This is a genomic window from Leclercia sp. G3L, assembly GCF_021117075.1.
GTDB lineage: Bacteria > Pseudomonadota > Gammaproteobacteria > Enterobacterales > Enterobacteriaceae > Enterobacter > Enterobacter adecarboxylatus_C.
Genome location: NZ_CP088265.1, coordinates 1,187,864 through 1,201,006, shown reverse-complemented (window position 1 = coordinate 1,201,006; position 13,143 = coordinate 1,187,864). Strand labels below are relative to the sequence as shown.

Genomic DNA, 13,143 nt, shown 5'->3' with positions numbered 1-13,143 from the left:
TCTCTCCTGGGTGTGTTCGATTAATACATTGGCGTTAATTGCAAAGGGGGTTCCTGCAGAACCTTTACCTGTTCAATAAATGTGGATATCTGGTTACGCCAGTAATCTTCCCCGGTAAGCCACGGGAAGTTTCTGGGAAAAGCGGGGTCGTCCCAACGCCTGATTAACCATGCAAGATAATAAACAAAACGCATGGCGCGTAAAGGTTCGATTAATGCAATTTCGTCTGAATCAAAAGAACTGAACTCTTCATAGGCCTCGATAATCGTCTCCAGCTGCATCCGCTGTTCGGCTTTATCGCCATTCAGCAGCATCCAGAGATCCTGAATGGCTGGTCCCATTCGCGCATCATCGAGATCGACAAATAATGGCCCATCACGCCAGAGAATATTTCCGGCATGGCAATCACCATGCAAACGCAGCGTTTGTACGTTGTTATCCCAGCGCGGTATGACGGCGTTAATTAAGCCATCCGTTGCGGCAAGGAATTGTGCCTTCAGCCCGGAAGGGATGAGCGTGGACGTTTCAAATACCTGTCGCGGTTCGAGCAAATATTCCTGAATGCCGATGCCAGGGCGCGCGGTAAATGCGCTTTTCTGCCCTGTTTGATGAATGCGCCCTAAATAGCGGGCAACCCACTCCATCTGATCGATATTATCGGCTTCAAATTGCCGGCCACCGAGGCTGGGGAAGACAGCAAAATAAAAACCCAGGTGTGTCAGCAGCGTCTGATTATTGAATTTAAGAGGAGCGGCGACGGGAACATCATCGGCCACCAGGTCGAGAGCGAACTGATGCTCTTCCTGAATTTGTTCAGCTGACCAGCGCTGCGGGCGGTAAAATTTCACCACAAAGCGCCGGCGATCCTCGTCCTGAAACTGGTAGACGCGGTTCTCATAGCTGTTTAATGGAGTCAGGCCTGAGTCCACCCGGATGCCCTGTTCAAACAGCGCATCCATAATGGTATCCGGGTGTAAGGTCTGGAAAGTAAAAGCCTGGTCGTTCATCCGATCATCCGGAAATTATACGAATGATTGAGGATATCATTTAACGGCGTTTACGGTGGTGCCTCTTACAAGCTTTTACTCTTTAATTACGCCACGCGCGCGCAGCAGTGCGGTTTTGAAATCTTCTTCGTAATCTTTCTGGATCCCCGGGATAACCGCATCTTTTCCGGAATCACGCATTTTCAGGTGATAGATCAGGATGTCATCAGAAAGGTCGGCCAGTTCACCGTCATAACCTGACTCCTGCGCCAGTTTCTGTAAAAATTGCACCAGGTTAAGTTCTGGCTCTTTCTGCCAGGCTGGCTGGAGGAGTTCAATAACTTCGTTCAGACGTTTACATTTCATGGTAATGCTCCTTTCATTTAGAGTGACACGTTAGCAGGGTCAATCCCACAAGAAAAGAGGCGATATTGTTGAGCCAGATAAGCAGCATCACCGGGGTGGTATTAGCCGGAGGCAAGGCGTCCCGTATGGGAGGAAAAGATAAGGGCTTGCAGGAGCTGAACGGCCTGCCGTTATGGCAACATGTTGCGCGAACGCTGCATAAGCAGGTCAGTACGCTCGTAGTGAGTGCCAACCGCAATATCGCCACTTATCAGGAAAGTGGGTATCCCGTTTACGCGGATCTGCTGGCTGATTACCCCGGACCACTGGCGGGCATGCTTTCGGTTATGCAGCAGAGCGATGCGGAATGGTTCCTGTTTTGCCCTTGCGATACACCCTTTATCCCGGATTGCCTGGCTGAGCGGCTGGTTAAATACAGGGAAACGGCATCTGTAGTCTGGGCGCATGACGGCGATCGCGATCATCCAACCATTGCGTTAATGCATCGCCAGCTGATGCCGGTATTAGAGAGCTATTTAGCCGCTGGCGAGCGTCGTGTGATGGTCTTTATGCGCCAGGCAGGTGGGCATTCCGTTGAATTTAGCGATATGAAACAGGCATTTATTAATATGAATACACTCGAAGAGATACAAACTATTCAGAGGCACAAATGATACCCGTTTTAGCGATTGCCGCCTGGAGCGGTACGGGGAAAACCACCCTGTTAAAAGCCATCATTCCGGCACTCTATGCCAGAGGTATTCGTCCGGGGCTTATCAAACATACCCACCACAACATGGATGTCGATACTCCCGGGAAGGATAGCTACGAACTGCGTAAGGCCGGTGCGGCACAAACCCTCGTCGCCAGCAGTCAGCGATGGGCCTTAATGACGGAAACACCCGCCGAAGAGGAGATCGATCTGGCTTATCTCATCAGTCGGATGGATCATTCGAAGCTGGATCTGGTACTGGTGGAAGGTTTTAAGCATGAGGCGGTGGCAAAGATCCTGCTTTTCAGAAGCGATACCGGGCATGATATTAATGAGTTGACGCTTGATGATCACGTTATCGCGGTGGGGAGTGACGTTCCACTGTCGCTTCAGGTACCGGTATTAGATATCAATGATGCGGAGGGGATGGTTGATTTCATCCTGCACTGGATGAAGGTGTTGTAGGCCGGGTAAGGCGCAGCCGCCGCCCGGGGGGTTTTCCCGGCGCAACGCAAAAAGCCCATCCGTGAGGATGGGCTTTCGCGTGATTTGATGCCTGGCAGTTCCCTACTCTCGCATGGGGAGACCCCACACTACCATCGGCGCTACGGCGTTTCACTTCTGAGTTCGGCATGGGGTCAGGTGGGACCACCGCGCTACAGCCGCCAGGCAAATTCTGTTGTTCACCCCGCCCGCAGGCGCAGTGACTAATCTGTATCAGCTGAAAATCTCTCAAATCCGCCGAAACAGCTTCGGCGTTGTAAGGTTAAGCCTCACGGTTCATTAGTATCGGTTAGCTCAACGCATCGCTGCGCTTACACACCCGACCTATCAACGTCGTCGTCTTCAACGTTCCTTCAGGAGCCTTAAAGGCTCAGGGAGAACTCATCTCGGGGCAAGTTTCGTGCTTAGATGCTTTCAGCACTTATCTCTTCCGCATTTAGCTACCGGGCAGTGCCATTGGCATGACAGCTGAACACCAGTGATGCGTCCACTCCGGTCCTCTCGTACTAGGAGCAGCCCCCTCAATTCTCCAGCGCCCACGGCGAGATAGGGGACCGAACTGTCTCACGACGTTCTAAACCCAGCTCGCGTACCACTTTAAACGGCGAACAGCCGTACCCTTGGGACCTACTTCAGCCCCAGGATGTGATGAGCCGACATCGAGGTGCCAAACACCGCCGTCGATATGAACTCTTGGGCGGTATCAGCCTGTTATCCCCGGAGTACCTTTTTATCCGTTGAGCGATGGCCCTTCCATACAGAACCACCGGATCACTATGACCTGCTTTCGCACCTGCTCGAGCCGTCACTCTCGCAGTCAAGCTAGCTTATGCCATTGCACTAACCTCCTGATGTCCGACCAGGATTAGCTAACCTTCGTGCTCCTCCGTTACTCTTTAGGAGGAGACCGCCCCAGTCAAACTACCCACCAGACACTGTCCGCAACCCGGATTACGGGTCTACGTTAGAACACCAGCCATTAAAGGGTGGTATTTCAAGGATGGCTCCACGCAGACTGGCGTCCACGCTTCAAAGCCTCCCACCTATCCTACACATCAAGGACCAGTGTTCAGTGTCAAGCTATAGTAAAGGTTCACGGGGTCTTTCCGTCTTGCCGCGGGTACACTGCATCTTCACAGCGATTTCAATTTCACTGAGTCTCGGGTGGAGACAGCCCGGCCATCATTACGCCATTCGTGCAGGTCGGAACTTACCCGACAAGGAATTTCGCTACCTTAGGACCGTTATAGTTACGGCCGCCGTTTACCGGGGCTTCGATCAAGAGCTTCGCGTTGCCGCTAACCCCATCAATTAACCTTCCGGCACCGGGCAGGCGTCACACCGTATACGTCCACTTTCGTGTTTGCACAGTGCTGTGTGTTTTTAATAAACAGTTGCAGCCAGCTGGTATCTTCGACTGATTTCAGCTCCACCCGCAGGGGCTTCACCTACACATCAGCGTGCCTTCTCCCGAAGTTACGGCACCATTTTGCCTAGTTCCTTCACCCGAGTTCTCTCAAGCGCCTTGGTATTCTCTACCTGACCACCTGTGTCGGTTTGGGGTACGATTTGATGTTACCTGATGCTTAGAGGCTTTTTCCTGGAAGCAGGGCATTTGTTGCTTCAGCACCGTAGTGCCTCGTCATCACACCTCAGCGTTAACAAGGTTCCGGATTTACCTGGAACCTCCGCCTACATGCTTAAACCGGGACAACCGTCGCCCGGCCAACATAGCCTTCTCCGTCCCCCCTTCGCAGTAACACCGAGTACAGGAATATTAACCTGTTTCCCATCGACTACGCCTTTCGGCCTCGCCTTAGGGGTCGACTCACCCTGCCCCGATTAACGTTGGACAGGAACCCTTGGTCTTCCGGCGAGCGGGTTTTTCACCCGCTTTATCGTTACTTATGTCAGCATTCGCACTTCTGATACCTCCAGCATGCCTCACAGCACACCTTCGACGGCTTACAGAACGCTCCCCTACCCAACAACACATAGTGTCGCTGCCGCAGCTTCGGTGCATGGTTTAGCCCCGTTACATCTTCCGCGCAGGCCGACTCGACCAGTGAGCTATTACGCTTTCTTTAAATGATGGCTGCTTCTAAGCCAACATCCTGGCTGTCTGTGCCTTCCCACATCGTTTCCCACTTAACCATGACTTTGGGACCTTAGCTGGCGGTCTGGGTTGTTTCCCTCTTCACGACGGACGTTAGCACCCGCCGTGTGTCTCCCGTGATAACATTCTCCGGTATTCGCAGTTTGCATCGGGTTGGTAAGCCGGGATGGCCCCCTAGCCGAAACAGTGCTCTACCCCCGGAGATGAATTCACGAGGCGCTACCTAAATAGCTTTCGGGGAGAACCAGCTATCTCCCGGTTTGATTGGCCTTTCACCCCCAGCCACAGGTCATCCGCTAATTTTTTTCAACATTAGTCGGTTCGGTCCTCCAGTTAGTGTTACCCAACCTTCAACCTGCCCATGGCTGAGATCACCGGGTTTCGGGTCTATACCCTGCAACTTAACGCCCAGTTAAGACTCGGTTTCCCTTCGGCTCCCCTATACGGTTAACCTTGCTACAGAATATAAGTCGCTGACCCATTATACAAAAGGTACGCAGTCACACCACAAGGGTGCTCCCACTGCTTGTACGTACACGGTTTCAGGTTCTTTTTCACTCCCCTCGCCGGGGTTCTTTTCGCCTTTCCCTCACGGTACTGGTTCACTATCGGTCAGTCAGGAGTATTTAGCCTTGGAGGATGGTCCCCCCATATTCAGACAGGATACCACGTGTCCCGCCCTACTCTTCGAGTTCACAGCAAGTGTATCTTCGTGTACGGGAGTATCACCCTGTACCCTGCGACTTTCCAGACGCTTCCACTGACACACATGCTGATTCAGACTCCGGGCTGCTCCCCGTTCGCTCGCCGCTACTGGGGGAATCTCGGTTGATTTCTTTTCCTCAGGGTACTTAGATGTTTCAGTTCCCCTGGTTCGCTTCGTTAAGCTATGTATTCACTTAACGATAGTGTGACGAGTCACACTGGGTTTCCCCATTCGGAAATCGTCGGTTATAACGGTTCATATCACCTTACCGACGCTTATCGCAGATTAGCACGTCCTTCATCGCCTCTGACTGCCTAGGCATCCACCGTGTACGCTTGGTCGCTTAACCTCACAACCCGAAGATGTTTCTTTCGATTCATCATCGACTTGCGAAAATTTGAGAGACTCTGACACACCGCTCATCTGCTCTTATTACGGAGAACAGACACGGCGTGTCGTTTCAATTTTCAGCTTGATCCAGATTTTTAAAGAGCAAATATCTCAAACATGACTTAACAGTCAGTTTTGAGATACTGATTGGTTGTGCCTTTCACTCACACCCAGCAAGTGGCGTCCCCTAGGGGATTCGAACCCCTGTTGCCGCCGTGAAAGGGCGGAGTCCTAACCGCTAGACGAAGGGGACACGATGTGTCGCGACTTCGCAGCCGTCTTGCTCGTTACTTTTCATCAGACAATCTGTGTGGACACTGCAAAGGCAGGTTCTTTAAGGTAAGGAGGTGATCCAACCGCAGGTTCCCCTACGGTTACCTTGTTACGACTTCACCCCAGTCATGAATCACAAAGTGGTAAGCGCCCTCCCGAAGGTTAAGCTACCTACTTCTTTTTGCAACCCACTCCCATGGTGTGACGGGCGGTGTGTACAAGGCCCGGGAACGTATTCACCGTAGCATTCTGATCTACGATTACTAGCGATTCCGACTTCATGGAGTCGAGTTGCAGACTCAATCCGGACTACGACGCACTTTATGAGGTCCGCTTGCTCTCGCGAGGTCGCTTCTCTTTGTATGCGCCATTGTAGCACGTGTGTAGCCCTACTCGTAAGGGCCATGATGACTTGACGTCATCCCCACCTTCCTCCAGTTTATCACTGGCAGTCTCCTTTGAGTTCCCGGCCTAACCGCTGGCAACAAAGGATAAGGGTTGCGCTCGTTGCGGGACTTAACCCAACATTTCACAACACGAGCTGACGACAGCCATGCAGCACCTGTCTCAGAGTTCCCGAAGGCACCAAAGCATCTCTGCTAAGTTCTCTGGATGTCAAGAGTAGGTAAGGTTCTTCGCGTTGCATCGAATTAAACCACATGCTCCACCGCTTGTGCGGGCCCCCGTCAATTCATTTGAGTTTTAACCTTGCGGCCGTACTCCCCAGGCGGTCGACTTAACGCGTTAGCTCCGGAAGCCACTCCTCAAGGGAACAACCTCCAAGTCGACATCGTTTACGGCGTGGACTACCAGGGTATCTAATCCTGTTTGCTCCCCACGCTTTCGCACCTGAGCGTCAGTCTTTGTCCAGGGGCCGCCTTCGCCACCGGTATTCCTCCAGATCTCTACGCATTTCACCGCTACACCTGGAATTCTACCCCCCTCTACAAGACTCTAGCCTGCCAGTTTCGAATGCAGTTCCCAGGTTGAGCCCGGGGATTTCACATCCGACTTGACAGACCGCCTGCGTGCGCTTTACGCCCAGTAATTCCGATTAACGCTTGCACCCTCCGTATTACCGCGGCTGCTGGCACGGAGTTAGCCGGTGCTTCTTCTGCGAGTAACGTCAATTGCTGCGGTTATTAACCGCAACACCTTCCTCCTCGCTGAAAGTACTTTACAACCCGAAGGCCTTCTTCATACACGCGGCATGGCTGCATCAGGCTTGCGCCCATTGTGCAATATTCCCCACTGCTGCCTCCCGTAGGAGTCTGGACCGTGTCTCAGTTCCAGTGTGGCTGGTCATCCTCTCAGACCAGCTAGGGATCGTCGCCTAGGTGAGCCGTTACCCCACCTACTAGCTAATCCCATCTGGGCACATCTGATGGCAAGAGGCCCGAAGGTCCCCCTCTTTGGTCTTGCGACATTATGCGGTATTAGCTACCGTTTCCAGTAGTTATCCCCCTCCATCAGGCAGTTTCCCAGACATTACTCACCCGTCCGCCGCTCGTCACCCAAGAGCAAGCTCCCTGTGCTACCGCTCGACTTGCATGTGTTAGGCCTGCCGCCAGCGTTCAATCTGAGCCATGATCAAACTCTTCAATTTAAGTTTGATGCTCGTGAATTAAACTTCGTAATGAATTACGTATGTTCACTCAGAGACTTTGGTATTCATTTATTGTCCGAAGACATTAAGAATCCATGTCACTTTGAGTGCCCACACAGATTGTCTGATAAATTGTTAAAGAGCAGTGCAACGCGGCTTTCGCTCACCGTTGCGAGGTGGCGTATATTACGCTTTCCTCTTTCAGAGTCAAGCGATAATTTCACGCTTTTCCCTGCTGACCCGGCGGCTTGTTTGCCGTTGTTCTGTGTCAGTGGAGGCGCATTATAGGGAGTTCTTCGGCGGTGACAAGAGTAAATTTAAAAAAACTAATCAACCGTGCTTTTTTTCACCAAAAGACCCATCTTTTAGCCAGAAATTGCGCTAATTGTCGTTTTACCAACCACAACTATCCTGCAGATGGCATACTTACTAGCATTAAGAATCAAGGAATATGCGTTATGCCTTTGAGCGCGCAACAGCTGGCGGCACAAAAAAACCTCTCCTATGTGCTGGCAGAAAAGCTGGCACAGCGGATCCTGGCGGGTGAATATCTGCCAGGCAGTATCCTGCCGGGCGAACTGGAACTGGGTGAGCAGTTTGGCGTGAGCCGAACCGCCGTGCGTGAAGCTGTAAAAACCTTAACCGCGAAAGGGATGGTACTTCCCCGTCCGCGCATCGGTACGCGCGTTATGCCTCAGGGCAACTGGAACTTCCTCGATCAGGAGTTACTCTCCTGGTGGATGACGGAAGACAACTTCCATCAGGTCATCGACCATTTCCTGGTCATGCGCAGCAGCCTGGAGCCGCAGGCCTGCCTGCTGGCCGCCACGATCGGTACGGCAGAACAGAAAGCGCGGCTAAATACCCTGATGGATGAGATGGTGCATCTGAAGAAGCACTTTAACCGGGAACGCTGGATAGAAGTGGATATGGCCTGGCACGAGCATATCTATGAGATGAGCGGTAATCCGTTTCTGACCTCTTTTGCCTCGCTCTTTCACTCTGTCTATCACACCTACTTTACGTCTATTACTCAGGACGAGGTGGTGAAGCTGGATTTACACCAGGCTATCGTTGATGCCATTCAGGATAGCGACGGGCTACGCGCCATGACGGCCAGCCAGACACTGCTTGCCACACCGACACGGTAGCAACAAACAACAGGAAATCGAATGACAGTAAAAAAAGCACGCAGCATGGCGGGTTTGCCATGGATCGCGGCAATGGCTTTCTTTATGCAGGCGCTGGACGCCACCATCCTCAATACCGCTCTCCCGGCGATTGCCGAAAGCCTTAACCGTTCTCCGCTGGCAATGCAGTCGGCCATCATCAGCTATACCCTGACCGTTGCGATGCTGATCCCGGTAAGCGGCTGGCTGGCCGATCGCTTTGGCACGCGGCGTGTTTTTATGTTGGCGGTCACCTTGTTTACGCTGGGCTCACTGGCCTGCGCACTCTCCAGTTCGCTGGGTGAACTGGTTGTGTTCCGGGTAATTCAGGGGGTTGGCGGTGCGATGATGATGCCGGTTGCGCGCCTGGCGCTGTTACGGGCCTATCCGCGCAGCGAACTGTTGCCGGTGCTTAACTTCGTCACCATGCCCGGTCTGGTCGGGCCGATCCTCGGTCCGGTGCTGGGGGGCGTGCTGGTTACCTGGGCCAGCTGGCACTGGATATTCCTCATTAATATTCCTATTGGGATCGCCGGTATTTTCTATGCCCGCAAATTTATGCCGAACTTCACCACCCCGCGGCGCAAATTCGATATGGGCGGGTTCTTCCTGTTTGGACTGAGCCTGGTGCTGTTTTCCAGCGGCATGGAGCTGTTCGGTGAGAAAGTGGTGGCGACCTGGCTGGCCGTCTCCATCATCTTCAGCGGTATTGTTCTTTTTCTTCTTTATATACGTCATGCGCGCCGCCATCCTACGCCGCTGATTTCACTCTCGCTGTTTAACACGCACACCTTCTCGGTAGGCATTGCCGGAAATATCGCTTCACGCCTGGGTACCGGCTGTGTTCCTTTCCTGATGCCGCTGATGTTGCAGGTCGGGTTCGGTTATCCGGCGCTGATTGCGGGCTGCATGATGGCGCCCACGGCGGTGGGGTCGATCCTGGCTAAATCCGGCGTGACCCAGCTGTTACGCCGGCTGGGATACCGCCGGACGCTGGTCGGGGTGACGGTGTTTATCGGCGTGATGATTGCGCAATTTTCACTCCAGTCGGCAGCGCTGCCGGTGTGGATGCTGATCCTGCCGCTGTTTGTACTGGGGATGGCAATGTCCATCCAGTTCACCTCAATGAACACCATTACCCTTGCCGACCTCAGCGACGAGAACGCCAGCGGCGGTAACAGCATGCTGGCAGTCACGCAGCAGCTGTCGATCAGTCTGGGGGTTGCGGTCAGTGCGGCGGTATTGCGTTTTTACGAAGGGTTCGACAGTAACAACACTGTCGAACAGTTCCACTCCACCTTTATCACCATGGGCGTGCTAACGGTGGTTTCTGCCCTGGTCTTTATGCTGTTAAAACCGAAAGATGGTCGTAACCTTATCAAAGAACGGCACAAACCTAAACCGACCCGCGTTCCATCAGAACAGGAGTAAGCTGCAGCCGCTGTTGTTGCAGCCCGGGCTGGGCGATTCGATGGATTAACACGTCAATCGCCAGCTCGCCCAGTTCATCCTTTGGCTGATGAATGGTGGTGAGCGGCGGCGTCATATACTGCGCCAGTTCGATATCGTCATACCCCACCACGGCGATATCATCCGGGACACGGAGTCCCGCCTGATAGAGCGCCTGATAAGCTCCCACCGCCATCGCATCGTTACCGATAAAGACCGCCTGCGGGCGATCTTTCTGCGCCAGTAACGACTGCATCGCCTCAAACCCGCCGCTGAATTCAAAGTCACCGGTAATTTGATAGCCGTCAGGCACAGGCAGACCGGCGCGCGCCATCGCGACCAGAAAGCCCTCCAGCCGCAGGCGGGCAGGGGTTTTATCCAGCGGACCGGTAATACAGGCGATGCGGGTATGGCCCTTATCAATCAGATGCTGTGTCGCCATGTCCCCGCCCAGCAGCGAGTTATCCTGAATCAGGTCGCTGGTACCGTCGAACGGTGCCCAGTCCATCATCACCGTGGGAACGGAAGGGTAACGCTGCATAATCTCGGGTGAGGGTTGATGCGTTTCGGTACACAGGAGTAATAACCCGTCGACGCGCTTTTGCATCAGCGTCTCCAGGTTACGGTTCATGCGCTGCTCGTCGCCTTCGGTATTGCAGAGCACCAGGCTGTAGCCGCGCTCAAAACAGCTGCGCTCCACGCCGCGCACCAGCTCAGAGTAAAAGGGGTTGGTACTGGCGGTGATGAGCATGCCAATGGTGCGGGTCTGGTTGAGCTTCAGACTGCGCGCCAGGGCGGAAGGTGCATAATTGAGGGATTTAACTGCGGCTTCAACCTTCTCCCGGATCGCCTCGCTGACGAAGCGATCGTTATTAATGACATGGGAGACCGTCGAAGTAGAGACGCCCGCCATGCGGGCGACATCTTTCATTGTGGCCAAACGCTACCTCTGCTGACTGAAAAATTCATCGATCTCATTGCGCCATGGTACAGAAGGCTGTGCGCCAGGGCGCGTTACCGCAATGGCCGCCGCCGCATGGGCAAAACGGATCGCGGTGTCCAGCGGCTCACCTTCCAGCAGCGCCGTGACCAGCGCACCATTAAAGGTATCGCCCGCCGCGATGGTATCGACAGCTTTCACCTTAAAGCCGGGAATGCGACGACCTTCTCCCTCAACGCTGGCCCATACGCCACGGCTGCCAAGGGTAATGATGACCGTACCGATGCCTTTCTGGTGCAGGGCTTTCGCCGCGCGCGCCGCATCGTCATCGTTTTCAACGCGAATGCCCGTCAGCTTTTCGGCTTCGGTTTCGTTAGGGGTGATGATATCCACCAGCGCCAGCAGCTCGTCTGATAATACACGGGCAGGCGCGGGATTAAGTACGACAGTGGTATGATTTTCATGGGCAATTTTTGCCGCCGCCAGCACGCTTTCTACCGGCGATTCCAGCTGCATCAGCAGGGCGTCGGCATCGGCGATACGCGCCTGTTGCGCCACCACGCGTTCCGGCGTTAGCGCCGCATTGGCACCCGCATGAATACCGATGACATTCTCACCTTCCGCGTTGACGAAAATCAGCGCCACGCCGGTTGATTCGCCTTCCACCACACTGACCGGTGCAATATCGATGTTGTCGCTTGCCAGCTGTTTACGCACGCGCTCACCGGTATCGTCATCGCCGGTACAGGCGATAAAGGCGATGTTGGCACCGCTGCGTCCGGCTGCGACCGCCTGGTTTGCGCCCTTGCCGCCAAAGGCGACCTGATAGCGATGACCCGTTACGGTCTCGCCCGGCGTCGGGAAAGCCTCAAGGTTAAGAATGTGATCGGCATTAATACTGCCAAGGACGACGAGCTTACCTGCGGTTTTCATCATTGAAGTGTCCATCAGAGAGCGCCACCGGAGTTACCCGGTGGCGTATGCCACGCTTTTCTTTATATATTGTCCCTCAGGCAGCCGGGAGCTGCCTGAATCGCATATTACTGCTTGATGACCAGTTTCAGGTCAACAGGGTATTTGGCCTGAACTTTCTCGCCCTTCAGCACTTTGTCAGCAGTCTGCACGCCAGTCGCGCCGATCTGCTCCGGAAGCTGAGCAATGGTCGCAGCCAGTTTGCCATCGTTTACCGCTTTTTCACCATCAGGCGTGCCGTCAAATCCAACCACCATCACATCAGATTTACCGGCGGTCTGCAGGGCACGCAGCGCGCCCAGCGCCATTTCGTCGTTCTGTGCGAATACCGCTTTAACGTCCGGGTGAGCGGTCAGCAGGTTTTGCATCACGTTCAGACCCTTAGTACGGTCGAAATCTGCCAGCTGGCTGGCCAGCACGTTGAATTTGTGGGCCGCAACGGCCTGCTGGAAGCCTTCGCCACGCTCACGCGCTGCGGAAGTCCCGGCGATGCCCTGCAGTTCGATAACTTTGGCGCCTTCGCCCGCTTTCTTAGCGATATAGTCACCGGCGATTTTGCCGCCCAGCACGTTATCAGAGGCAATGTGGCTGACCACTTCGCCTTTAGACGCCTGACGGTCCAGGGTGATCACCGGGATGTTAGCCTGGTTTGCCATCTTCACGGCGTTACCTACCGCATCGGAATCGGTCGGGTTGATCAGCAGAATTTTGGTGCCACGAACGGTTAAGTCCTGCACGTTAGCCAGCTCTTTCGCCGGGTTGTTCTGGGAGTCCAGGATCACCAGGTTGTAGCCCAGTTTGTCGGCTTCTTTCTGTGCGCCATCCTTCAGGGAGACGAAGAACGGGTTGTTCAGGGTAGAAACCACCAGCGCGATGGTGTCCTTCGCCATGGCGTTTGCACTCACGGTTGCGCTCAGCGCGACAGCAGAAACCAGGGTAGCCAGTTTTTTCATGTTCATATCAAAGATGTCCTGT

The 13,143-nt window shown here is 54.0% G+C and carries 9 protein-coding genes, 1 tRNA gene and 3 rRNA genes; 4 read left to right on the top strand and 9 right to left on the bottom strand.

The window, feature by feature from the left end:
* Positions 1-20 precede the first annotated feature (20 nt).
* Both LRS40_RS07080 and LRS40_RS07075 read right to left on the bottom strand, forming a co-directional pair.
* Positions 21-1,007 (bottom strand): serine/threonine protein kinase, encoded by a 987-nt coding sequence (locus LRS40_RS07080; protein WP_142487622.1) that lies wholly within the window; start codon positions 1,005-1,007, stop codon positions 21-23.
* 75 nt (positions 1,008-1,082) lie between these two features.
* Positions 1,083-1,352 carry a YihD family protein gene (locus tag LRS40_RS07075; protein WP_142487623.1) on the bottom strand — a complete coding sequence of 90 codons (270 nt, stop codon included), beginning with the start codon at positions 1,350-1,352 and terminating at the stop codon, positions 1,083-1,085.
* Between the two features lie 68 nt (positions 1,353-1,420).
* Between LRS40_RS07075 and mobA the strand changes: the two genes are divergently transcribed.
* Together mobA and mobB are read left to right on the top strand one after the other, a co-directional pair.
* Positions 1,421-2,005: a molybdenum cofactor guanylyltransferase MobA gene (mobA, locus tag LRS40_RS07070; protein ID WP_231313396.1), complete on the top strand. Its 585-nt coding sequence runs from the start codon at positions 1,421-1,423 to the stop codon at positions 2,003-2,005.
* Positions 2,002-2,508, top strand: a complete 507-nt coding sequence (gene mobB / locus LRS40_RS07065) for a molybdopterin-guanine dinucleotide biosynthesis protein MobB (RefSeq protein ID WP_231313395.1) — start codon at positions 2,002-2,004, stop codon at positions 2,506-2,508. Before mobA ends, mobB begins: the two co-directional genes overlap by 4 nt.
* 89 nt (positions 2,509-2,597) lie before the next feature.
* Here the strand turns inward: mobB and rrf are convergent.
* The 4 genes from rrf to LRS40_RS07045 all read right to left on the bottom strand — a co-directional run bounded on the left by rrf (position 2,598) and on the right by LRS40_RS07045 (position 7,638).
* Positions 2,598-2,713 (bottom strand): 5S ribosomal RNA (gene rrf, locus LRS40_RS07060).
* A 92-nt stretch (positions 2,714-2,805) separates the two neighbouring features.
* Positions 2,806-5,718 (bottom strand): 23S ribosomal RNA (locus LRS40_RS07055).
* A gap of 219 nt (positions 5,719-5,937) precedes the next feature.
* Positions 5,938-6,012: transfer RNA gene (locus LRS40_RS07050), tRNA-Glu, on the bottom strand.
* 87 nt (positions 6,013-6,099) lie between these two features.
* Positions 6,100-7,638, bottom strand: a 16S ribosomal RNA gene (locus tag LRS40_RS07045).
* The 16S, 23S and 5S rRNA genes sit together here with 1 tRNA gene alongside, the layout of an rRNA operon.
* A 458-nt stretch (positions 7,639-8,096) precedes the next feature.
* Here LRS40_RS07045 and LRS40_RS07040 point away from each other — a divergent pair.
* Together LRS40_RS07040 and mdtD are read left to right on the top strand one after the other, a co-directional pair.
* A complete protein-coding gene (locus LRS40_RS07040) occupies positions 8,097-8,789 on the top strand; it encodes a FadR/GntR family transcriptional regulator (protein WP_231313394.1) in 693 nt (230 codons plus the stop codon).
* 21 nt (positions 8,790-8,810) lie between these two features.
* On the top strand, positions 8,811-10,238 hold the full coding sequence (gene mdtD, locus LRS40_RS07035) for a multidrug transporter subunit MdtD (RefSeq protein WP_231313393.1): 1,428 nt from the start codon (positions 8,811-8,813) through the stop codon (positions 10,236-10,238).
* On the opposite strand, the gene rbsR is transcribed toward mdtD, so the two are convergent.
* The 3 genes from rbsR to rbsB all read right to left on the bottom strand — a co-directional run bounded on the left by rbsR (position 10,204) and on the right by rbsB (position 13,127).
* Complete coding sequence (gene rbsR / locus LRS40_RS07030) at positions 10,204-11,196, bottom strand: ribose operon transcriptional repressor RbsR (RefSeq protein ID WP_142487628.1); 993 nt, start codon at positions 11,194-11,196, stop codon at positions 10,204-10,206. The genes mdtD and rbsR overlap by 35 nt on opposite strands.
* A gap of 3 nt (positions 11,197-11,199) precedes the next feature.
* Positions 11,200-12,129: a ribokinase gene (gene rbsK / locus LRS40_RS07025; protein WP_142490037.1), complete on the bottom strand. Its 930-nt coding sequence runs from the start codon at positions 12,127-12,129 to the stop codon at positions 11,200-11,202.
* A gap of 107 nt (positions 12,130-12,236) precedes the next feature.
* Positions 12,237-13,127 carry a ribose ABC transporter substrate-binding protein RbsB gene (gene rbsB, locus LRS40_RS07020; RefSeq protein ID WP_231313392.1) on the bottom strand — a complete coding sequence of 297 codons (891 nt, stop codon included), beginning with the start codon at positions 13,125-13,127 and terminating at the stop codon, positions 12,237-12,239.
* Positions 13,128-13,143 lie beyond the last annotated feature (16 nt).